The 23,233-nt window shown below is 37.0% G+C and carries 23 protein-coding genes; 10 read left to right on the plus strand and 13 right to left on the minus strand.

Annotation, left to right across the window (positions count from 1 at the left end):
- Window positions 1–11 precede the first annotated feature (11 nt).
- The 5 genes from ABVM52_RS03865 to ABVM52_RS03885 all read left to right on the plus strand — a co-directional run bounded on the left by ABVM52_RS03865 (window position 12) and on the right by ABVM52_RS03885 (window position 4,924).
- Window positions 12–1,457, plus strand: a complete 1,446-nt coding sequence (locus ABVM52_RS03865; protein ID WP_405383904.1) for a NupC/NupG family nucleoside CNT transporter — start codon at window positions 12–14, stop codon at window positions 1,455–1,457.
- A 130-nt stretch (window positions 1,458–1,587) separates the two neighbouring features.
- Window positions 1,588–2,412: a thymidylate synthase gene (locus ABVM52_RS03870; RefSeq protein WP_405383906.1), complete on the plus strand. Its 825-nt coding sequence runs from the start codon at window positions 1,588–1,590 to the stop codon at window positions 2,410–2,412.
- A gap of 71 nt (window positions 2,413–2,483) precedes the next feature.
- Window positions 2,484–3,644: an ergothioneine biosynthesis protein EgtB gene (gene egtB / locus ABVM52_RS03875; RefSeq protein ID WP_405383908.1), complete on the plus strand. Its 1,161-nt coding sequence runs from the start codon at window positions 2,484–2,486 to the stop codon at window positions 3,642–3,644.
- A 16-nt stretch (window positions 3,645–3,660) separates the two neighbouring features.
- Window positions 3,661–4,632, plus strand: coding sequence for an L-histidine N(alpha)-methyltransferase (gene egtD, locus ABVM52_RS03880; RefSeq protein WP_405383910.1), 972 nt, complete (start codon window positions 3,661–3,663; stop codon window positions 4,630–4,632).
- Window positions 4,633–4,642: 10 nt separating this feature from the next.
- A complete protein-coding gene (locus ABVM52_RS03885) occupies window positions 4,643–4,924 on the plus strand; it encodes a DUF427 domain-containing protein (protein ID WP_405383912.1) in 282 nt (93 codons plus the stop codon).
- Between the two features lie 67 nt (window positions 4,925–4,991).
- On the opposite strand, the gene ABVM52_RS03890 is transcribed toward ABVM52_RS03885, so the two are convergent.
- Together ABVM52_RS03890 and ABVM52_RS03895 are read right to left on the minus strand one after the other, a co-directional pair.
- Window positions 4,992–5,288, minus strand: a complete 297-nt coding sequence (locus ABVM52_RS03890; RefSeq protein ID WP_405383914.1) for an isoamylase early set domain-containing protein — start codon at window positions 5,286–5,288, stop codon at window positions 4,992–4,994.
- Between the two features lie 149 nt (window positions 5,289–5,437).
- Window positions 5,438–6,523 (minus strand): aminotransferase class V-fold PLP-dependent enzyme, encoded by a 1,086-nt coding sequence (locus ABVM52_RS03895; RefSeq protein ID WP_405383916.1) that lies wholly within the window; start codon window positions 6,521–6,523, stop codon window positions 5,438–5,440.
- Between the two features lie 55 nt (window positions 6,524–6,578).
- Here ABVM52_RS03895 and ABVM52_RS03900 point away from each other — a divergent pair, with 55 nt between their 5' ends.
- Together ABVM52_RS03900 and ABVM52_RS03905 are read left to right on the plus strand one after the other, a co-directional pair.
- A complete protein-coding gene (locus ABVM52_RS03900) occupies window positions 6,579–6,965 on the plus strand; it encodes a 2TM domain-containing protein (RefSeq protein WP_405383918.1) in 387 nt (128 codons plus the stop codon).
- Window positions 6,962–7,474 (plus strand): dihydrofolate reductase, encoded by a 513-nt coding sequence (locus tag ABVM52_RS03905; protein WP_405383920.1) that lies wholly within the window; start codon window positions 6,962–6,964, stop codon window positions 7,472–7,474. The genes ABVM52_RS03900 and ABVM52_RS03905 overlap by 4 nt, the downstream gene beginning before the upstream one ends.
- Here ABVM52_RS03905 and murI read toward each other — a convergent pair.
- Together murI and pafA are read right to left on the minus strand one after the other, a co-directional pair.
- Window positions 7,471–8,259, minus strand: coding sequence for a glutamate racemase (gene murI, locus ABVM52_RS03910; RefSeq protein ID WP_405383922.1), 789 nt, complete (start codon window positions 8,257–8,259; stop codon window positions 7,471–7,473). The genes ABVM52_RS03905 and murI overlap by 4 nt on opposite strands.
- 1 nt (window position 8,260) lies before the next feature.
- Window positions 8,261–9,928 (minus strand): alkaline phosphatase PafA, encoded by a 1,668-nt coding sequence (pafA, locus tag ABVM52_RS03915; RefSeq protein WP_405385097.1) that lies wholly within the window; start codon window positions 9,926–9,928, stop codon window positions 8,261–8,263.
- Between the two features lie 117 nt (window positions 9,929–10,045).
- Here pafA and ABVM52_RS03920 point away from each other — a divergent pair, with 117 nt between their 5' ends.
- Together ABVM52_RS03920 and ABVM52_RS03925 are read left to right on the plus strand one after the other, a co-directional pair.
- Window positions 10,046–10,783 carry an MlaE family ABC transporter permease gene (locus ABVM52_RS03920; RefSeq protein WP_405383924.1) on the plus strand — a complete coding sequence of 246 codons (738 nt, stop codon included), beginning with the start codon at window positions 10,046–10,048 and terminating at the stop codon, window positions 10,781–10,783.
- Window positions 10,783–11,550, plus strand: a complete 768-nt coding sequence (locus ABVM52_RS03925; protein ID WP_405383926.1) for an ABC transporter ATP-binding protein — start codon at window positions 10,783–10,785, stop codon at window positions 11,548–11,550. Before ABVM52_RS03920 ends, ABVM52_RS03925 begins: the two co-directional genes overlap by 1 nt.
- Here ABVM52_RS03925 and ABVM52_RS03930 read toward each other — a convergent pair.
- From ABVM52_RS03930 to porV, 9 genes are all read right to left on the minus strand, one after another.
- A complete protein-coding gene (locus ABVM52_RS03930) occupies window positions 11,547–13,016 on the minus strand; it encodes a DUF389 domain-containing protein (protein WP_405383928.1) in 1,470 nt (489 codons plus the stop codon). The two genes, ABVM52_RS03925 and ABVM52_RS03930, sit on opposite strands and share 4 nt — an antisense overlap.
- Before the next feature lie 2 nt (window positions 13,017–13,018).
- A complete protein-coding gene (locus ABVM52_RS03935) occupies window positions 13,019–14,098 on the minus strand; it encodes a mannose-1-phosphate guanylyltransferase (RefSeq protein WP_405383930.1) in 1,080 nt (359 codons plus the stop codon).
- Window position 14,099: 1 nt separating this feature from the next.
- Window positions 14,100–14,702 (minus strand): SprT-like domain-containing protein, encoded by a 603-nt coding sequence (locus tag ABVM52_RS03940; protein WP_405383932.1) that lies wholly within the window; start codon window positions 14,700–14,702, stop codon window positions 14,100–14,102.
- 2 nt (window positions 14,703–14,704) lie between these two features.
- Window positions 14,705–15,385, minus strand: a complete 681-nt coding sequence (locus tag ABVM52_RS03945) for an SDR family NAD(P)-dependent oxidoreductase (protein ID WP_405383934.1) — start codon at window positions 15,383–15,385, stop codon at window positions 14,705–14,707.
- Window positions 15,385–16,434, minus strand: a complete 1,050-nt coding sequence (locus ABVM52_RS03950; protein ID WP_405383936.1) for a M28 family metallopeptidase — start codon at window positions 16,432–16,434, stop codon at window positions 15,385–15,387. Before ABVM52_RS03950 ends, ABVM52_RS03945 begins: the two co-directional genes overlap by 1 nt.
- Window positions 16,435–16,516: 82 nt before the next feature.
- Window positions 16,517–18,160, minus strand: coding sequence for a 2-oxo acid dehydrogenase subunit E2 (locus ABVM52_RS03955; RefSeq protein WP_405383938.1), 1,644 nt, complete (start codon window positions 18,158–18,160; stop codon window positions 16,517–16,519).
- A 4-nt stretch (window positions 18,161–18,164) separates the two neighbouring features.
- Window positions 18,165–19,163 (minus strand): pyruvate dehydrogenase (acetyl-transferring) E1 component subunit alpha, encoded by a 999-nt coding sequence (gene pdhA, locus ABVM52_RS03960; RefSeq protein WP_405383940.1) that lies wholly within the window; start codon window positions 19,161–19,163, stop codon window positions 18,165–18,167.
- Between the two features lie 187 nt (window positions 19,164–19,350).
- Window positions 19,351–19,839 carry a cytidine deaminase gene (gene cdd, locus ABVM52_RS03965; RefSeq protein WP_405383942.1) on the minus strand — a complete coding sequence of 163 codons (489 nt, stop codon included), beginning with the start codon at window positions 19,837–19,839 and terminating at the stop codon, window positions 19,351–19,353.
- A gap of 115 nt (window positions 19,840–19,954) precedes the next feature.
- The gene (gene porV / locus ABVM52_RS03970; RefSeq protein WP_405383944.1) at window positions 19,955–21,103 is read right to left on the minus strand and encodes a type IX secretion system outer membrane channel protein PorV; all 1,149 of its coding nucleotides are present in this window, start codon (window positions 21,101–21,103) and stop codon (window positions 19,955–19,957) included.
- Between the two features lie 439 nt (window positions 21,104–21,542).
- On the opposite strand from porV, the gene gldJ reads away from it, so the two are divergent.
- On the plus strand, window positions 21,543–23,210 hold the full coding sequence (gene gldJ / locus ABVM52_RS03975; RefSeq protein ID WP_405383946.1) for a gliding motility lipoprotein GldJ: 1,668 nt from the start codon (window positions 21,543–21,545) through the stop codon (window positions 23,208–23,210).
- The last annotated feature ends 23 nt before the right edge of the window (window positions 23,211–23,233 follow it).

The raw sequence follows: 23,233 nt of genomic DNA on the forward strand, positions 1-23,233 counted from the left end.
ATTTACAGTTTATGAAAAAGGGCAAATGGCTGCTATTTTTTGCACTAATACTTTCCTCACTAACATTTGCTCAAGATATTGAAGTTTCGCAGGCTCAAGTCAGTTCCGCACAGGATACTTCTGTCAATGAACTTATGGAAATGACCGCCACAGAAGGATTCTCTTTTAATAGTTTAGGCAGGGGTATTCTTGGTATGGCCGTTCTGTTATTGTTAGCCTTTCTTTTCAGCTCAAACAGAAAAGCAATAAACTGGAAAACGGTAGGTATAGGACTAGCTCTCCAATTAGTCATTGCCGTTGGTGTTTTAAAAGTTCCTTTTGTTCAATTAGTATTTGAACAAATAGGTAAAGTATTTGTAAGTATATTAGAATTTACTCGGGCGGGAAGCAAATTTTTATTTGAAGGCTTGGTAGTCGATACCGGAACCTTTGGTTATATTTTTGCTTTTCAAGTATTGCCAACCATTATCTTTTTTTCCGCATTGACCTCTTTATTGTTTTACCTAGGCATCATTCAAAAAGTAGTGAGAACCCTTGCTTGGTTGTTATCAAAAAGCCTGGGAATATCAGGACCTGAAAGTCTTAGCGTTGCAGGAAATATATTTTTAGGTCAAACAGAGGCTCCACTGCTCATTAAGGCCTATTTGGAAAAAATGACCCGTTCAGAAATTTTATTGGTAATGATCGGGGGTATGGCTACTGTTGCCGGTGCAGTATTGGCCGCATATATAGGATTCTTGGGTGGGGAAGACGAACTAATGCAATTGGTTTTCGCCAAACACTTACTTGCCGCTTCTGTTATGGCCGCACCAGGGGCTATAGTTATTTCTAAAATGCTGTACCCACAAACAGAAGAAGTGAATACGGATATTCATGTTTCCTCAGAAAAAATAGGTTCCAATATTTTGGATGCCATTGCCAATGGAACTACAGAAGGTTTACGATTGGCCGTAAATGTTGGGGCCATGTTGTTGGTGTTCGTAGCCATAATTGCTATGGTAAACGGTATCTTGGAATGGACGGGCGATTTAACCCATCTAAACGCATGGATTGCCGAAAACACCTCCTATACTAAATTTTCATTAGAAGCCATCCTAGGTACCATATTTGCACCGTTGATGTGGTTAATTGGTGTAGCCAATGAAGATATTATGCTTATGGGGCAGTTACTTGGAATTAAACTTGTTGCCAGTGAGTTTGTTGGTTATATACAATTGGCGGAATTAAAGGACTTGGCCACACAGCCCAGTCTAAAATTCAACAAATCTGTTATCATGGCCACGTATATGCTTTGCGGATTCGCCAATTTTGCATCAATTGGGATACAAATTGGAGGCATTGGCTCCCTAGCCCCAAGCCAGCGTAAAACGCTATCGGAATTTGGAATGAAAGCGGTGTTGGGCGGTTCTTTGGCATCCTTACTTTCTGCAACTATTGCTGGGATGATTTTGGGGTAATTTTAATGCATTATTATAGTTAATAAATTCTAATAAACCATTACGTAATTCACACCTAAAAAAAGAAGCTTAATGGTACTTTTGTAGAATTCTCAAATGTGTATTCCAGAACAGAATTAATTTAAATACTATGAAACAATACCACGACCTTTTAAAACATGTTCTTAAGGAAGGTAACCAAAAGGGTGACCGTACCGGAACGGGTACTAAGAGTGTTTTTGGATATCAAATGCGTTTTGACCTAAGCGAGGGTTTTCCTATGGTGACTACGAAAAAATTGCATTTAAAATCTATAGTCTATGAGTTACTATGGTTCTTAAACGGGGATACCAACATTAAATATTTACAGGAAAACGGTGTTAGAATCTGGAACGAATGGGCCGATGAAAACGGAGATTTGGGCCCCGTATACGGACATCAATGGCGTAATTGGAACAATGACAAAATTGACCAAATAAAAGAGGTCGTAAATTCATTAAAAACAAACCCTAATAGTAGGCGAATGCTTGTTTCCGCTTGGAACCCTAGTGTACTGCCAGATACTTCAAAATCGTTTTCAGAAAATGTTTCCAACGGCAAAGCTGCTTTGCCTCCATGCCATGCCTTTTTTCAATTCTATGTAGCCGATGGTAAATTATCCTGCCAATTATACCAACGCAGTGCGGACATTTTTCTAGGCGTACCATTTAATATTGCATCGTATGCTTTATTCACTATGATGATGGCACAGGTTTGCGGTTACGAAGCCGGTGATTTCATTCATACGTTTGGAGATGCCCATATTTACAACAATCATATGGAGCAAGTTGAACTACAACTAAGTAGAGAGCCTAGACCTTTGCCAAAAATGAAAATAAATCCTGAAGTAAAAGATATATTTGGATTTGAGTTTGAAGATTTTACATTAGAAGACTATAATCCACACCCTCATATAAAAGGCAAGGTTGCCGTATAGGATCAATTTCTTAATGTTTTAAGCTACACCTAGTATTTTGATTTTCTTTAACTTACCATAAAATTGTTTTCATGGTAAGTACCGATTCGCTTTTAGATTTCTTTATTGAAACCAGAAAGCACACAGAGTCTATATGTCAACCTCTAGAAATAGAGGATTACGTAGTGCAACCTATTATAGACGTATCTCCACCAAAATGGCATTTAGGCCACACTACTTGGTTTTTTGAAGAATTTATTCTAAAAACATACGATTCATCATACAACGTATTTGATGAAGATTTTTCATTCGTGTTTAATAGTTATTACGAAACTGTAGGCAAACGCGTTGTTCGCGCTGACCGTGGCAACCTGTCTAGACCTTCTGTTAAAAAAGTGTATGAATATAGGCAGTACGTAACCCAAGCAATGAACAAATTGCTAGCATTTAACAACGACAAAACACTTTTAGAAGTTCTTGAAATCGGTATTCATCACGAAAAGCAACATCAAGAATTATTACTTACAGACATTAAATACATTTTAGGCAACAATCCCCTGCTGCCCAAATATTCTGATGTATTTAAAGAATACACTATAGAAAACCAACCTCAAGAATGGATTTCTCTAAAAGAAGGCGTTTATGAAATCGGACATAACACCAATGACTTTTGTTTTGACAATGAATTGGGCAGGCATAAAGTTTATTTACACGAATATTCTATTTCAAATAGATTAGTAACCAATGCAGAATATCTAGAGTTTATTAAAGCAGACGGTTATAAGCGTTTTGAATTGTGGCACGCTCAAGGATGGGATTGGGTGCAACAAAATAATGTTGTATCACCTTTATATTGGCATCAAGTTGATGACGAATGGTATAACTACACGTTAAATGGACTTACAGAAATTGCACTAGACGCTCCCGTAACACATATATCATATTACGAAGCATTTGCATATGCCCAATACATGGGGTGCAGGCTACCCACAGAATTTGAATGGGAATCCGCACAACAATATTTTAAATGGGGGCAACGATGGGAGTGGACAGAAAGCGCTTATTTACCCTACCCCAATTACAAGAAACCAGATGGTGCACTAGGAGAGTATAATGGCAAATTTATGGTTAATCAAAAAGTATTAAGAGGAAGTTCAGTTGCTACCCCTCCAAACCATACAAGACCTACATACCGCAATTTTTTTCAAACTAATCTTAGGTGGCAATATACCGGAATAAGGCTAGCTAAATAATTATGAGATACTAGATATGCATAAACAACTAGCCATTTCGCTTGATACTCCTTTTAAACAAGAAGTTTATGAGGGACTTACTTCATACCCAAAATTTTTATCCTCCAAATATATTTATGATGAAGCCGGCGATAAGCTTTTTCAAAATATTATGGATATGCCAGAATATTATTTGACCAATACGGAATATGATATACTAGAGCAAAACAAAACCGACCTTGCACAAATTTTTGGCTGCGGAAAAAAGCCATTTCACTTAATAGAAATGGGTGCAGGAGACGGAAAAAAAACCAAAATTTTATTACGCCATTTTACAGAACAAAATTTGGAATTCATTTTTAGACCTATTGATATTAGCCAAAATGCCTTAAATCAATTACAGAACAATTTAAAAACAGAAATTCCTCAATTAAGAACAGAACCTTTGCAGGGCACTTATTTTGAAACATTACAAAAACTAAATTTATCTACGGATGAACGTAAGATCATTTTGTTTTTAGGTTCAAATATTGGAAACCTTTGTCATGAAGAAGCGGTAGAATTTTTATCACAAATTCAAGAATATATGCAACCAGAGGATTTACTGTTCATAGGTTTTGACCAGAAAAAAAATCCGGAAACCATATTAAATGCCTATAATGATGAAACTGGCATTACCGCAAAATTCAACAAAAATCTGTTAGTCAGAATCAACAAGGAACTGGATGCTAACTTTAATGTAGATGAATTTAAACATTGGGAAGTATATGACCCGGAAACCGGAACGGCCAAAAGTTATTTGGTAGCCAAATCACCACAGGAAGTATTTCTACAAGCTCTAGATCTTCACGTTTCATTTAAAGCTTGGGAAACTATACATACGGAAATCTCCCAAAAATATGATGATAATACTGTACAATGGTTAGCGGAACAATCCAATTTAACCATAGTAGATGAGTTTTGCGACCAAAAAAAATACTATAAGAATTATCTCCTAAAAAAATCCTGATCAAATAGTTATGAAAGCAATATGGAACAATACCGTAATAGCAGAAAGTAATAACACCATCATTATAGAAAACAATCATTACTTCCCAGCAGATAGTATTATTGAACATTATTTCAAGAAAAGTGATACCCATACGGTATGTCCATGGAAAGGAAAAGCGTTTTACTACACCATTGAAGTTGATGGCAAAACAAATACCGATGCGGCATGGTATTATCCGGAAACGAGTGATTTGGCCAAAAGCATAAAAGACAGAATTGCCTTTTGGCGTGGGGTCACTATAACCCCATAAAGAGTTAAATTTAGAACAAAAAAAAGCATAGAATATACTATGCCTTTCGTAATACTATATTATTAAATTACAGTTCTAGAACAGCATTTTCAGAACCAGCGTAATCATTCCACTGATAACGATCAGCTTCTGCTTCGTTAATATAATTACCGTCTACCAAATATTTAAACTCAAAGGAATTTTCTTTTGGAAGATCAAGAGTTCCTTTAAATGTACCGTTTTTCAATTTTTTTAAAGTACTAGCTTCTGGGCTCCAATTGTTGAAGTCCCCTACTACAGCTACACTTTTTGCTTCTTCTGCAGGCACCGTAAACGTTACTTTACATACCGGCTTGGATTTTAGATATTTTTTTGCAATTGCCATGATATTGATTTTAGAATTCAAGACAAAACTACTATAATAAAACTCTCATTTCCAATACGTAAGACCATTTTTATGAATATGACAAAAAATAAAGTCTTTTTAACCCTCCAATAGAATTTTATCCTGCAAAAATTATCTTTAATGAATAGCTATCTTGTTGTTTGTAAGATTTTTACAATACCGTTAATATCCTCTTCATTATTATAAATATGAAAACTTAAACGCACACCCTGCCCCCTTTGGGCACAATAGACATTTTTGTCTTCTAATTTTTGATAAACCTCGTTGCCCACCTTAATATTAAAAATAGTACTATGGTTTTCCCTATGGTCAAATTTTTCATCTAACAGACCTAATTGTTGAAATGCCGACTTCGCTTTTACGGCTAGATTTTTGTTATGGGCAGTGATAGCATCCATTCCAATTTTTGTGAAATAATCCATTGAAAATTTTAAACTGCCAAAATTTAAGGATGATAAATGACCCGGTTCAAATAACTTGGCAAATCTAATCTCGTTCTTCTTATCAAATTCACCGTTTGCAGCGTTGAAACCAATAGTACGTAAATCAAAATTGTTCTCCACCTTATCAGAAAACAGCATAAAGCCATTACCATATCCTGCCAATAGCCATTTGTAAGCACTAGCACCTAACACATCAATTCCTGAAGCATCAAAATCAAAACTTGTACTGCCACAAAACTGTGTGCCATCAGCAATTATCAACAAATTGGGAAAATCTATTTTCAGTTTTTTCAAAAAAGTGCGGTCTATTGTAAAACCATCTAGCCATTGCACTAAACTCAATGCCAGAACCTCTATATTGTTTTTGTTGATTTTTTCATAAATTGTCTCTTCTAAATCCGCTGTCATTTTAACGTATGAAATGTCAAAATCACGGTTTTCAAAAGCCCAATTCAGCGACGGATAATCCCCTTCTAACAACAACACTTTTTTCTTAGGACTTAACCCCTCTAGCAACAAATTTAGACCCAAAGAAAAGTTGTTCACCAAAGCAACGTTTTCACGGTTACAATTAAAGAATTTACTAACAGTCTGTCTAGTATCAGAAATAATTCTCAATGATTTTTCACGCATATTACTACCTTGGATAAGAAAATCGAGGTCATGTTCCTGTCTCCAATCAAGCAATGATTCATTCATTAACCCATAAACAGCAGTGTTAGCGTAAATTCCATTTCGTAAAACGGGAAATTCTTTTCTTAATTTTTCCATATTTTATTGGGTAATATACATTTCCTGTATCTTTGAGTTAAAGATAGGAAGAGCAATGTTTTCCAAGAAAAAAAACAGCAAATTAGATGTAGAGCAACACGAGCTCGTAGAAAATGCACAAAAGAGAATAGCCCAGAAAAAAAGGCTTTATACTCACTTTGTGGTGTTTTTAATAGGTAGTGTTTTTCTAATCTTAATCAATAAAATATTAAAATACGGTCAGGAATATGATTGGTTTATATGGGCCATAACTTTTTGGGCTTTTTTGTTTGCACTACACATTTTCAATGTATTTGTCACCAACAGATTTATGGGGAAAGAATGGGAACGGTCCCAACGAGAAAAATTAGTCCAAAAGCAAAAAGATCGTATTAACGAATTAGAGAAAGAGTTGGACTCCACGCCACCTCTAGAAATAGAATCTAAAAAAAAATTGTTTTGAAAACCCTAATAATGATAGCCGCTGCTGCCGAGGACAATGCCTTGGGCAAAGACAACGACTTACTATGGCATTTACCCGATGATTTCAAACGATTTAAAAAATTAACATCGGGACACAAAATAATTATGGGAAGAAAAACTTTTGAGAGCTTTCCAAAACCACTACCCAACAGGACCAATATTATTATTACTAGAGATCAACAATATGCCACCGATCATGAGAACTGTATTGTGGTACATACGATAGAGCAGGCCATTGATTTAGTAAATAATGAAATTGCCTTTATCATTGGTGGTGGTGAAATCTATACTCTATTAGAAAAATTTTCAGATAAAATAGAACTTACCCGTGTCCATGCCAATTTTGAAGAAGCGGATACCTTTTTTCCTGAAATAGATGAGTCTGTCTGGATGCTTACCAAGCAGGAATTCCATCCGGCAGATGAGCGACATAAATATGCATTCACCTATTTAACCTACACGAGAAAAAGCACGACCTTAAGCAATTAAAAATCCAAGAAAGATACACTAGCTTCCACATTTAACGGAGTTAAGATTGTAGAAAGTACTTTCTGATCTACGTTGGTATAAAATTGATGTGTTCCTTTTTTATGGGAGTGAGCGCGTAAATCTAACTCATCCAAAATATTTTTAGTTTGTCTAGCTACGGCCTGGCCAGAATCTATTATGGTAACATGATCAGGCAATATCTTCCTCAATATAGGAATTAGGTAAGGATAATGTGTACATCCCAACACCAAATGATCGATCCCTTTTTTAAGCATTGGAGAAAGGTATTGCTCCAACAAGTTATACAATTCAGCACTTTGCAGTTTTCCTGCCTCTATTAATTCAACCAAGCCTGTTCCCTGTTGTTCCAATATGGTAATCCCCTCTGCGTGGTTTTTTGAAGTACTATGAAAAAGACTACTGGATAACGTACCTTTTGTAGCCAAAACACCCACAATTTTAGATTTAGAACGTAAGGCCGCCGGTTTTATGGCAGGCTCAATTCCTATAAACGGAACGGAATAATGGTTACGTAAATATGCTATAGCATTTGTTGTAGCCGTATTACATGCCACAACTACAATTTTACACTCCTTATGTAATAAATGTTCAACGTTCTTAATACTAAGCTCTAAAATACGTTCTTTAGATTGTTCCCCGTAAGGTGCATTTTTACTGTCCGCCAAATAAATACAATCTTCATTTGGCAGCAGCTCCTTAATTTCTCTCCAAATAGACGTACCGCCAATTCCAGAATCAAAAATACCAATTGGCCTATTGTCCATATTAATCCAATACTTGTATAATGGGTTTCCCAGTACTGCCGTTTGGAAAGGCAATTCCTAAAAGTGCGGATATTGTGGGTGCAATATCGGGAATTTCAGTACGTTCAAATGTTGCCCCAGGCTTAATACCCTTACCATAAAAAAGTAATGGTGTGTGCGTATCATATATTTGAGGAGAGCCGTGGGTTGAACCAGTTTCCGAATAAGAAATAAAACCGGGTTTTAACACCACCAAAATATCTCCAGACCTTTTTTGATTGTAACCGTTCTGCAAAATATATGGAATACCAGTAGTATATTCATTATTCCACATTTGATCAGCGGTATATACCTTATCCACAGCATCATAATTTAATACTTCCAATGCTATTTCTTCCTGAACCTCAGCAAGGGTCAAATCTAGGTTTTTAATGATTTTATGGTCCAAGAAAAATTGATAATTGGAATAGTTCTTAACAATATCTTCCGTACCATACGTATATTTTAAAAACTCGGATAGTTTTTTAGAATTAGCATCATTATCCACATAACCTGCAGGAATTTTTTGGTCTCTCAAATAAGCGGGCACTTCAATGGCAGCGTGATCGGCAGATAAAAACAAGGTGTATTCCCCTTCACCCACAGTTTTATCCAACGCTTTGAACAATCTTGCCAAATCTTGATCTAAACGTAAGTAAGTATCTTGAATTTCTTTTGAATTAACACCGTACTTATGACCTACATAATCTGTACTACTATAACTAATTGCTAAAAAATCCGTGAAATCATCTTGCCCCAATGCTTCCTTTTGTAAAGCTTCTATTGCAAAATCCGTAGTCAGAGAGTTTCCAAACGGGGTCGCCTTAATAATCTCGAAGTCCTTATTTTTATCCAATAAAGATGTAGTACTATGGGGAAAGGTGGGTGCATTCTCGCCATTGAACAATCCTTCATAACTATTATTATCGGTACCGCTTTCTGTATAATCTTTAATATCTTTTAGGGTAGTCCATGCCTTTTTATAAGATTGGGCCTTACCTGATGTATTAAAATCCTGAACCCATTTAGGCAAAGCATCCATATAGAAAGAGCTTGTAATCCATTTACCTTCATCAGCTCCATGAAACCAGTATGCCGCATTGGCCGTATGACCACCTGGCAACACTGCACCTCTATCTTTCAAGGCTATAGCTATAGTTTTACTACGCATTTGGTTATGGAGCCTAAGCTCATCCGTAACCGTGGTAACAGTCATCCTATGCGGAGACATTTTACCTGCATCTGAAATTGTCCCTATAGAAGTATATTCATCATCACTTGCACAATACACATCCGTATCCGCCTCTTTATCGTACCAGTTATTACCTATAATACCGTGATTGGAAGGCGTGGTTCCTGTATATACCGAAGTATGCCCAGGCCCTGTGCTGGTAGGTGCATAATTGAAATGGTTGTTTTTACAATTAAAACCTTGTTCCACCAATCGTTTAAAACCATCTTTTCCATAATGATCATAAAAACGGGTCAAGTAATCATAACGCATTTGATCTACCACAATACCCACAACCAATTTGGGCTTTGTCCTTAAAACATCTTCCCCCGTATCTGATTTTCCACGGTTTTGCCCATAGCTATTGGGACTAAAGAAAAATAAACTTAAAACAAACGTAATTACTAGGTAACTTCTCATTTTCATACTGATCCAATTGTAGCGCAAAAGTAAATAATTTACACCTTTAAAGATTAAACCGGGGTTAAATGAAGTCCATAATTGTTATTTTTACAATAAGAATTCTATTTTTATTCAATGAACTATTTGGCATCTGTAGGAAGCTATGCAATTATGATCCGTGAGGTATTTAAAAAACCCACAAAATGGAGAATAATGAAAACGCTGATTTATAAAGAAATAGACGAATTAATCTTTAGTTCATTAGGGATCATTATTTTTATTTCTTTCTTTATTGGGGCGGTAGTTGCCATACAGACCGCATTAAACCTTACCAACCCACTTATACCAAGAAATCTTATAGGATTTGCCACTAGACAATCTGTAATCCTGGAATTTGCCCCTACATTTGTCTCCATCATTATGGCAGGGAAAGTTGGTTCCTATATAACCTCTAGTATTGGTACCATGCGGGTAACCGAACAAATAGATGCGCTAGAAGTTATGGGTGTTAATTCCTTAAACTATTTGGTGTTCCCCAAGATTATTGCCATGCTGTTTTACCCCTTTGCCATAGCCATATCTATGTATGTGGGTATTTTTGGTGGATGGTTGGCCGGTGTATTTGGCGGTTTCTTAACCAGCACAGATTTTATCACCGGACTACAAATGGATTTTGTTCCTTTTCATATTGCCTATGCATTTATAAAAACACTACTTTTTGCTTTTATCATTGCCACTATACCATCATTTCATGGTTTTTATATGAAAGGTGGCGCCTTGGAAGTCGGTAAGGCCAGTACCACTGCTTTTGTTTGGACCAGTGTTGTCATTATTATTTTAAACTATATTTTAACACAACTCTTATTAGGATAATGATAGACGTACAAGACATACATAAATCTTTTGGTGACGCCCATATCCTTAAAGGCATTTCTACCAAATTGGAAAAAGGAAAAACCAATTTGATCATTGGACAGAGTGGATCTGGTAAAACAGTTTTTCTTAAATGTCTTCTAGGTCTTTTTTCACCAGAAGAAGGCAATATAGTTTACGACGGCAAAAAATATGTTGACCTATCCGATAACGAAAAAAGAGAATTGAGACAGGAAATGGGCATGGTTTTTCAAGGAAGTGCTCTTTTTGATAGTATGACGGTAGAAGGCAATGTCATGTTTCCTTTAGAAATGTTTACCAAGCAGTCAAAAACAGAAATGCAAGACCGTGTAAATGCCGTTTTAAAAAGGGTAAACCTTATAGATGCGCATCATAAATTCCCATCGGAGATTTCTGGAGGTATGCAGAAAAGAGTAGCCATTGCCAGAGCAATAGTTATGAATCCAAAATACTTGTTCTGCGACGAACCAAATTCTGGCCTTGACCCTAAAACCGCTATCCTAATAGATAATCTGATCAAGGAAATTACCGAAGAATATGATATCACTACCGTAATCAACACCCATGACATGAACTCGGTAATGCAAATTGGTGAAAAAATTATTTTCCTAAAGGATGGCCACAAAGAATGGGAGGGCACAAAACATGAAATCTTTAAAACAGATAACGAAGCGGTTACCAATTTTGTCTATTCATCTGACCTATTTAAAAAGGTTCGCCAAATGTACATTGAGGAGCGTAATTAATCTTTAGGGATTTCTTTTATTTGAATATTCTTGTTATTCAGCCTTAAACGTAACCACTCCTGTAACTTGTTCATATCCTTAACGGTCTCTGACCTGTTGGCTTCTTTCTTCCAAGTAACTTCAAATAAGGGAATACTATCCGTTTTATTGAAATCCGTTGAAATTAAATAAGCATACCCCAATCGTTCCAGGTTTTCATAATTGGTCTTGGCTTCCAAACTTATTTCATTAAACGGAACCTGATTAGATGCAATTTGGTTTAACCTTAATAATTCCGTTTCAAGAAAATTTATACGCTCATCCTTATTGGAAAGGATGCTCTTTTGAGATTCGTATAGCTCATTTACATATTTAAGCTCATTGGCCTCATCACTTTTAGAGCCTTGCACAACAACCAATTCTATTCCTTTGAGCTGCTTATATTCTTGCATTTGATTTTCCCAAGTGGCAATTACATTATCGGGTATGGTTTCATTACCCATAAAAACCAGCTCTATTTTAGATTTTTCCTCGTCGTTATAAACAATTTCACTAAAATCCTTTAAAAACTTGCCTTCACCTGTAAATTGATAAGGCACAATTTTCTCATCTATAAAACTACCGGCATCTCTCATAAAAAGAGATTTTTGAAATACATTATAAAAGGTAACCCCTGCCGGTATCATGACCAAGATGGCCAATAATGAGGCTAATCTACTTATTAATCTTCTCCTTTGCGAATTAACATAGCGCACCATTGGAAAACGCAATAGCTTGATTACCAAAAATGTTGCCAATGCTATAAAAATAGTGTTAATGGTGAAAAGATATAGGGCACCAGTAGCGTAAGACCAATTTCCTATTGCTAACCCAAAACCTACCGTACATAAAGGCGGCATTAATGCAGTTGCAATGGCCACACCAAAAATAACACTCGCTATTGTTCCTTTTTTTGCACGGGCGATCACCAATGCCAAACCACCAAAAAAGGCAATTAACACATCCCTGATATCCGGTGCCGTTCTGGCCAACAACTCAGAAGATTCATCCCTTAAGGGAAAAAAACGAAAAAATAAATACGCCGTTATTACACTCAAAACCACCATCACGGCAAAGTTTTTCAACGACCTTTTTAAGGTATCGATATCATTGATCGCTACAGACATGCCAATACCTAAAATAGGTCCCATAAGTGGTGAAATTAACATGGCTCCAATAACCACAGCCGTAGAATTGGCATTAAGGCCAATAGATGCTATAAATATGGAACAAATCAAAATCCAAGAAGTATGGCCTTTAAAAGGAATATCTGCAATAATGGCCTCTTTGGTTGCTTGCTGATCCGTATTGGTGCGAATGTCCAATAACTCCGATAAAAATTTCTTGACGCTCCCTAAAAGTCCCTGAAAATCCTTTTTTACCTCTTCACCGCCATTACCCTCATTACTGGTAGGGGTAATGTTATCTTGATTAAGATTGTTCTCCATAATTAAGCATATTCGTCCCCAAAGGTCTCTTTAACCTTATTGAGTACTTGTTTAATATCTTGTTCCTTTGTCTTTGGATAAATTAACAACACCTCGTCTTTATCCACAATAATATAATCGTTAAGACCGTCTACCACGACCACTTTCCCAGCTTTTGACCTGATCATATTCCCATTGGCATCTTGGGATAAAACCTTTGCATTGACCACGGCATTATTATGCTGGTTTTTATCTAGCTTATCATATAACGAACCCCAGGTACCCAAATCATTCCAATCAAAAGTAGCCTCCAAAACATATATGGCATTTGAATTTTCCAAGATTGCATAGTCAATGGAAATATTCTCTGCCTTAGGATAATTATTTGCTATAAATTCACGTTCACCGCTAGTGTTATATTCCGATACCCCTTCATGAAACAATTGATGCTGCTTAGGCTGATAGCTCTTAAAAGCATCTACTATGGTCTTTACACTCCACATAAAAATACCCGCATTCCACAAAAAATTGCCTTGTGCCAAAAAATCCTTTGCCGTTTCATAGTCCGGTTTTTCCCTAAACTGGTTTACTTTTTTAATCTGGGAATTATCTGATTTATCAAACTCAATATATCCAAACCCCGTATTTGGAAATGAAGGTTTTATCCCTAAAGTACACAAAACATTCTCTGTCTTGCATTTTTCAAAACATGCAGTAACATCGTTTGCAAATGCCTCCTCATCTTCTATCCAATGATCACTTGGCGCTACGATCATCACCGCATTTTCATTCATTTTCTGGATTTTCATTGCGGCATATAATATACATGGAGCCGTATTTCTCATAGCTGGCTCCAACACCACCTGATCCTGCTTTACCATAGGCAATTGCTCCAACACCAAATCATTATATCGCTCATTGGTTAGAATCAAAATATTCTCCGTAGGTACGAACTTATTTAATCGTTGAAACGTTTTCTGTATCAAGGTACTGCCCGTACCCAACATATCATGAAACTGTTTTGGGTTATCACTTGTACTTATTGGCCAAAATCTTGACCCTACCCCACCTGCCATCAATACGGCATAATAATCTTTGTTCATATTAACTTTTTATTAATTCTACTTCGGCATTGGGTTGAAATAAAAACATTCTGCCAGAAGCCATTTCAATACATTCATAGCGTTTGGTACGTTTATTACCCTTTTTAAAAATTTTACCATTATAAATTCTAAAAACGCTTCCTATCGGTAATTCGTAAACGTAATTTTTATCTGATTGTTGCTCGTCATATTGCTTTAGTGCTATAGATAAACGGGCATCTGTACTACTGCTTGCTTTCGGGTTTTTAAAATGTTTTGCAATCAAAGGTAAAACCTGTGCCGGGAATACTTCTGGCCTAATAAAAGGTAGCATTAAATATTGAAAAGTTTTTTTCCATTCTACACCATGTGGTTTAATGGAACGGCCATATTTTTCAAATGCCACCAAGTGTGCAATCTCATGAATAAGCGTTATCAAAAATCTATATTTATTCAGTGACGCATTTACGGTTATTTGATGATGACCATCTTTTCGTCTCCTATAATCGCCATGGCGTGTTACCCGTTCATTAACAATTTTTAAATGTACGTGCGTTTCCTTTATAAGCTCAAAACATGGAACTACAGCAGATTCCGGCAAATATTTGGCTAGTGTTTGATGCATACTTAAGGGGTACTACTACTTACCTGTAATATTTTACCATTATATAATTTATGACCGGTAAGCGCAAAATTCATAATATATGCCGCCATCTCCACTGCGGATATCGGTGCCTGATATCCCGGAAACGCTTCTTCCAACATTTCGGTCTGCACCGCACCCAATGCCAGTGCATTGAATGACGGACCCGTTTCTTTATATTCCTCTGCAAGTAATTCGGATAGGGTCAAGACTGCTCCCTTACTGGAACTATATGCCGCCAAACCAGCAAATTTAGCACTACCCTGAATGCCCCCCATTGAGCTAATCGTTACCACATGGCCGTCTTTTTTCATAAATGGCAGAACTAACTTCATCATTTCCGCCACCCCAAAAACATTTACCTCATAAACCGATTTAAATTCGGCCTCGGTAGTTTCCAGAAAAGGTTTGTTCACCAGTTTCCCAGCATTATTGATAAGGGCAGTTACATGGGCATTCTTACTGTTTAAAAATGATTTTAACCTTTCCCTGTCCTCAGCGGAAGAAACATCAAACGAAAATGATTCTATATTTTTATGGCCCAGTTCATTAATTGGCCCATCATTTCTTGATAATGCCAAAACCTTATAACCATCATTGGCCAATAACTTACTTAATTCAAAACCAATTCCCCTACTGGTACCTGTTATAATTATATAATCCATTAATTATATTTTACTTCTTTTAAAGGTGAGTTAACAATACCCTCTATCATTGGTATTGCATCGTTTATAATTGCTGACATATGTTCAAAATCCATTAATTGAACCTCATCACCAACTTTATGATATTCTCCAAAATTAGTAAAGTCAAAAGAACTATATGTCTGCGAAGGGACATTGAATTCATCATGAAAAGGTGCATTGTCCGATCGTCTAAAAAGATTATACTCCTTTGCCTTAGGTAAAAAACCTACCATATTTTTTCCTGCATAACTATTGCTTATTGCCGCTAAGTTAGAACGCTCATAACCTGTTAAATATAAGTCATGGTCTTTATTGACCATTGGCACGCCGATCATTTCAAAATTTAACATCACATATACATCCAAATTCTCTTTCTTTAGTTTCTCCGCCAAATGTTTAGAACCCAACAGTCCTTTTTCTTCTGCCGAAAACAAGGCAAACAATATACTTCTCTTATTTGTCTTAGACTTGCCAAAGTATTTTGCAAATTCAATTACCGCAGTTGTACCAGAGGCATTATCATTGGCTCCATTAGCAATAGTATCACCACCCTCGGCACTAATTAAACCAATATGGTCATAATGGGCCCCAATAACAACAAATTCATTCTTGAGCGTTGCATCATTTCCCGGGATGTACCCAATCACATTAAAAGCTACACCATCATAGAAATTGCTCAAAGTATCCTTATAGGTCTTATAATATGGGGATACATTGTTTTTAGAAAAGCTATTCTCAATAAAACTTGCGGCTTCTGCTATACCGTTGCTACCCGCTTCTCTTCCCTGTAACGCATCGGAAGTTAAAAAATTCATGGTCAATTCTATTTCCTTAGGGGTGGTGACCGTATTTGCAGTGGATTTTACTGTATTGACGACCCTGGCAGCTTCACTGTCCACTTCATCTGAGGATATACTACCTGTTACTCCTTTAGGATTGGTAGGGTTCAATACGGTGGATTGTTCAATCTTGGCATTTCCACAACTTAGAGCGACCAACCCTACAAGCACCACTAATAGATGTTTCATAATAGTATTATTTTAGATTCTAAAGATAAAAAAAAGCATCCCGTTAAAAGGATGCTTTTAAAATTCTATTTAAACGAGTTTCCTAAGCTAGCATGGTCACAGGATTCTCTACATATGATTTCAATGTCTGAAGAAACTGAGCGCCTACAGCCCCATCCACCGTTCTATGATCACAAGCAAGTGTTAATTTCATTGTATTGCCTACAACAATTTCACCATTTTTAACAACCGGTTTTTCAACTATTGCACCAACCGACAATATTGCCGAGTTAGGTTGATTAATAATACTTGTAAATTCTAGAATACCGAACATTCCCAAGTTAGACACCGTAAAAGTACTTCCTTGCATTTCTGCCGGAGATATCTTCTTGTTGCGTGCCTTGCCTGCCAAGTCTTTTACAGCTGCCCCAATCTGGGTAAGCCCTAGAAGATCACAATGTTTAACTACTGGTACTACCAAGCCCTCATCTACAGCAACAGCCACACCCATATGAATATGTTTGTTATAGGTAGTGGTCTCACCGTTCCAAGTTGTATTTACCTGTGGATGTTTTTTAAGTGCCATGGCACAAGCCTTCAATACCATATCATTGAAAGATACCTTGGTATCTGGAAGACTATTGATCTGCGCCCTAGAAGCTTTAGCATTATCCATATCTACCTCTATAGTCAGGTAAAAATGTGGTGCGCTGAATTTAGAATTACCTAATGCCTTGGCAATTGCCTTGCGCATATTGGAGTTTTTAACCTCCTCTGTACCTTCTTCACCTGTTGGCAAAGCCATTGATACCGGTTTTGAAGCTATGGCAGCATCCGCTTTTTCAGCAGTTGCCGCTGCAGTTGTTGGAGTATAATTCTCAATATCTTTTTTGATTATCCTTCCATTATCGCCAGATCCATTTACTTTTGATAAATCTATACCTTTATCGGCAGCAATTTTCTTGGCCAAAGGTGATGCAAAAATTCGTTCCCCATCGGCAACCGATTTTGTATCCTCTTTTTTCTCTTCCGCTTGGGCTGGTTTACTTCCTTCTTTTACAGTAGCCGTAGCAGCTTTTTTACTACTAGCCCCACCGGATTTATTATTCAATACAGCATCTACATCTGTACCATCTGGTCCAATTACTGCCAATACAGCATCTACCGGAGAAGATTCACCTTCTTGAATACCTATGTAAAGTAATTTACCACTATAAAAGGATTCAAACTCCATAGTAGCTTTATCTGTTTCTATCTCTGCAAGAATATCGCCTTCCTCAACATCATCACCCACTTGCTTTAACCAACTTGCTACCGTACCTTCTTCCATGGTATCGCTCAAACGGGGCATCTTTACTATTTCCACTCCTTCTGGAATTTCACCACCACTTTGATCTGCATCTCCTGAAACTTCTTCTTCGGCACCATTTTCGGATTCGGTATCATTAGTAGTTTCAGCTGTCGGAGCAGATGAACTACCCCCCTCTAATAAAGAAGAAATATCCTCACCCTCGTCACCTATGATAGCCAATAGACTGTCCACAGGGGCAGTGTCGCCTTCAGGAATACCAATATGCAACAAAGTACCTTCATTGAAAGATTCAAACTCCATCGTAGCCTTATCGGTTTCGATTTCTGCCAGTATATCTCCTTCTTCAACTTTATCTCCTACGCTTTTTAACCATTTAGCTACGGTACCCTCTTCCATGGTATCGCTTAAACGGGGCATATTTACAACTATAGCCATTTATTTATATTTTATGTTGAACAAATGGAAAATCCTCTTGTTCGTAAACCATATCATACAATTGGTTTACTGGTGGATAATCTGACTCTTCTGCAAACTTTTCGCATTCTTTAACCAATTCCTTAACCCTTTTGTCAATTTCCTTGATTTCCTTATCCGATGCGTAATCGTTTTCCTTTATAATATCCAAAACTTGGGTAATTGGATCAATCTTTTTATACTCAGCCACCTCATCCTTAGTTCTATAATGCTGGGCGTCTGACATAGAATGACCTCTATAACGATAGGTCTTCATTTCCAAGAAAGTTGGACCTCCACCGCTTCTTGCCCTTTCAATGGCCTTGCTCATTTCTTGTGCAACCGTCACGGGATTCATACCATCTACAGGGCCACAAGGCATTTCATAACCTAGACCAAGCTTCCATATTTCCGTTGAGTACGAGGTACGTTCTACAGAAGTACCCATGGCATAACCATTGTTTTCACAAACAAACACCACTGGCAATTGCCATAACATAGCCAAATTGAAAGTTTCATGTAACGATCCCTGTCTAACGGCACCGTCTCCCATATAACATAAGGTTACGTTGTCCCTACCAGCATATTTGTCACCAAAGGCCATACCGGCACCTAGTGGAATTTGACCTCCAACGATACCATGCCCTCCATGAAAACGATGCTCTTTGGAAAATATGTGCATTGAACCACCCATACCTTTAGAGGTTCCTGTTACCTTACCATACAACTCTGCCATTACCTGTTTAGGATCAACACCCATACCAATAGGTTGCACATGGTTTCTATACGCAGTAATCATTCTATCCTTGCTAAGATCCATTGCATGCAGGGCGCCGGCCAAAACAGCTTCTTGACCGTTATACAAATGAAGAAATCCTCTTACCTTCTGCTGAATATAAACAGCGGCCAATTTATCCTCAAATTTCCTCCAAAATAGCATGTCCTCATACCATTTCAAATACGTTTCCTTGGTGATTTTTTTCATCAATTTTAACTAAAGGTTTTAAAATTCCCTGAGATTTATAAGGCAAGTTATACCCACGTCTCACAGAAGGGCAAAAATACACATATAAATGAATCGATAAAAATAATAGAAGCAAATGAATTAAGAAATTATATGCTTAACAAAAACAACAAATAACGTGGATATTTTAAATGAAACTTTTACAACCTTATTCCAAATAACTACTATTAAAGCCCAAAGGCAACAAATCCGCTACAGAATTACAGGTTATAACTTTACCTGTCTCACCCATAAACAGAATTTTAATAGGCTCCTTTTGTTTAAATTCATATTCAGATATTGCTTGCCTACAACTACCACAAGGCGCTACGGGATCACTAACTTTATGATCCAATGCCGCAGCTGATATTGCAATGGCCCTGATACGCATACCCGGATATTTGGCCCCTGCATAGAAAATAGCCACACGTTCCGCACATAAACCTGCAGGATAACATGCATTTTCCTGGTTATTACCTTCTAAAATCTCATTGTTTTCCATTAAAACCGCCGCACCCACAGAAAATTTGGAATAGGGCGCATAGGCCTTTTTCCTAGCATTGACGGCCATGGACATTAACTCTCTATACGACCCGTCCAATTCCTCCGCAGTATCATGTACCGTAACCTCAATACTTATTTTTTTTTGTACTCCCATCTTAAATTATTAAGGACATTTATCAATTAGCTAATTTACATATTTTGACCACGAGTATTTTAACAAAAAAACCTGCATTACTGCAGGCTTTATAAACTTTTCTATTTATAATCATTTAATCATTGTAGAACTCTTCCCCTAAGTTAAAGGTCAAAGAAAATCTCAACGTATTCTCAAGTGGATTTCTTACCTGAGAGGTAGAGAAAAGATAGGATAAATCTATCTGCGCAGAATTAAATTTAAATCCTGCTCCCAGGGTAAAGAATTTTCTGGACCCTTTTTCCTCACTTTCATTAAAGTAACCCGTTCTGAACATAAATGAATCTTGGTAGGTATATTCCGCACCCAAAGACCATGTAAACTCCTTTAACTCCTCACTAAAGCCATCTGGAGCATCTGTAAATGAATTGAATATACCGCTAAAACCACTTTCATTTTGGTAAATATCATTATCCTCTGCATCAACATCGCCGTCATTATCAAAATCTTGTGGAGTAGGCACTAACAGCTTACTAAATTCTGCCGTAACACCAACTACATTATCTTGATCTAAAATAAAATCAAATCCACCTCCAAATCTTAAGTTACTGGGTAGGAAGTTTTCCTGTCCACCGGCATCGTATTGAATTTTCCCTCCTATATTGGATAAATTAAAACCTGCCCTCCATCGACCATCAAAATTATTATAAGCTATTTCTCTAGACCTATAATAACCCGCTACGTCAACTGCAAATGAACCTGCCGCTTGGGAATCCTCTGATCCATTCTGAGGTAATTTTAAATTTGATCTGATATATCTACCGGCCACCGACATAGAGAACGTAGGGCTTAACTTTAAGGAATACGACCCATCTAAAGCCAATTCGTTTGGTTTTGCAATAGTACCGGGGTCATTGGCAAACTGCCTTAATTCTATCTCACCCAAAGTAAAATAACGCAAACTAACAGCAAACGCACTTTGCTCATCAAGTTTATTATAATAACTGGCATTTAGCAATGAAATATCCGTAATAATACTTTCTAAATATGGAGTATAACTAACTCCTATTCCCATTTTTCGTTCCGCAAATGCAAATTTTGCCGGGTTCCATTGTTGAGAAAAAGCATCGGTTGATGTTGCAACCCCCATATCACCCATACCGGCAGACCTTGCATCTGCAGCTATAGTTAGAAATGGTACAGCGGTGGTAATAACACGTTGGTCATTCTGGGCCGCAACTTTCCCAATTACCAGTACAAAGAAAATTATTGAGATTTTTCTCATTAGAATTACATCTTTAAAAGTAGGAGCGAAATATACCGTTAATATAGAATCGCCCTTAATATTTTACATGAAAACGGACTTTTTACCGTTATCTTGTATCATTATATGGTTTTTTATTAGAATTTACGATTTAGAGAAAATTTCAACTACTAACAACACTTCCTAAATCTGAAAATTGACGACCTTATCTTGGCCAATAAAAGAAATACCTTAAACCATACTATTTAGCTTATTTGTCCGTTTAGAATATTAAGCAAGGTCATTTTATGTGCACCGGGCGGTATAGGATTTATTTAAATTATTTTGAAATGTAAAATAATCTTATAAAAACGCCGTTCTATTGAGCGAAAGTGTCAAACAAATTAAAAGAAATCTTAGTATTATAAGGAATAGAAGCCAAACTACTATTACTTATTAAAATTGAACTCAAGTCCTAATTATGAAAAAACGTTTAATAAAAGTTGTACTCTCATGCACTGTTATCGTTGGGGGATTAACGGTTAACAGCTGTTCTAAATCTTCATCTTCCAAAAATACATCTAGAGCTACAGGTTGGAAAATAAATGCCAAGGAAGGTGGTTTTCAATATAATACAGACTTCAAGGAACAAGAAACCGCTCCTGGATTAGTATTTGTTGAAGGTGGTACATTTACCAAGGGTAAAGTTCAGGATGATGTTATGCATGATTGGAACAACACCCCAACATCTCAGCATGTTCAGTCATTTTATATGGATGAGACAGAGGTAACCAATGTAATGTACCTTGAGTATCTTGACTATTTAAAAAGCGTATATCCACCAGAAAACCCTAAGTACACCAATATTTATGTAGGTGCTTTACCGGACACACTGGTATGGAGAAACAGATTGGGCTTTAACGAAACAATGACCAATAACTATTTAAGACATCCGGCATATGCGGAATATCCTGTGGTTGGTGTTAACTGGATACAGGCAACACAATTTGCAGAATGGAGAACCGATCGTGTAAACGAAGTTATGTTGGAACGTGAAGGTTATTTGTCCGAAGATGCCAAATACCAAGCTGCAACTGGAGAAGTTCAAGGAACATTTAGTACAGAAGCATATTTAAACAGACCAGAATCTGTTTATAATGGTCAAATAGATTCCCTACAAGGCAAAATGAAAAAAGATAGTACTTCTGCTTTTGCCAAAAGAAGTAGTGGTATAATAATGCCTGAATATAGACTACCAACAGAAACCGAATGGGAATATGCAGCTCAGGCACAGGTTGGACAAAGAGAATACAACAATTATAGAGGTAGAAAAAAATATCCTTGGGAAGGTGATTATACACGTAACGGACAACGTGTAGGTCGCGGAGACCAGTTAGCCAACTTTAAGCAAGGTAAAGGTGATTATGGCGGAATTGCAGGATGGTCTGATGATGGAGCCGATATTACCGCGGAAGTTATGTCTTATAAACCAAATGATTTAGGTCTTTACGATATGGCAGGTAACGTGGCCGAGTGGGTTGCTGATGTTTACCGACCAATTGTTGACGACGAAGTAAGTGATTTCAACTACTACAGAGGAAACATTTATATGAAAAGCGCCATTGGCGAAGACGGAAAAGTGAAAGTTCTAAAAGATTCTATTGCTTTTGACACCTTGCCAAATGGTAAAGTTATTGCCGTAAATCTACCCGGAGAGATTAAAATGGTTCCGGTAGACGAAGAGGAAACTTACCTAAGAACAAACTTTTCATCTAGCGACAACAGAGGATATAGAGACGGAGACCCAGGTTCTTCTAGATTCTATGACAGGTTTAGCGATGATGACGAGCAAGATGATAAGAAAAAGATGTACAATTCTCCTAAGCACTCCGTTGCAAGAGATTCTGCAGGAAATCTTATTAAAGGTTATGATTCATCCAATAACAGGACTACACTTATAAATGACGAAGTTAGAGTATACAAAGGTGGTTCATGGAGAGATAGAGCTTATTGGTTAGACCCGGCACAAAGAAGATATTTGCCGCAATACATGGCAACAGATTACATCGGTTTCAGATGTGCTATGTCTAGAGTGGGTTCAAAATCCAAAACCAAAAACAAAACCGTTAGAGGAAAAAAAGCTAAATAGCATTTTCTCTTCATCATAAATAC

It is taken from the genome of Maribacter sp. LLG6340-A2 (genome assembly GCF_045057105.1).
Taxonomy (GTDB): Bacteria; Bacteroidota; Bacteroidia; order Flavobacteriales; family Flavobacteriaceae; genus Maribacter.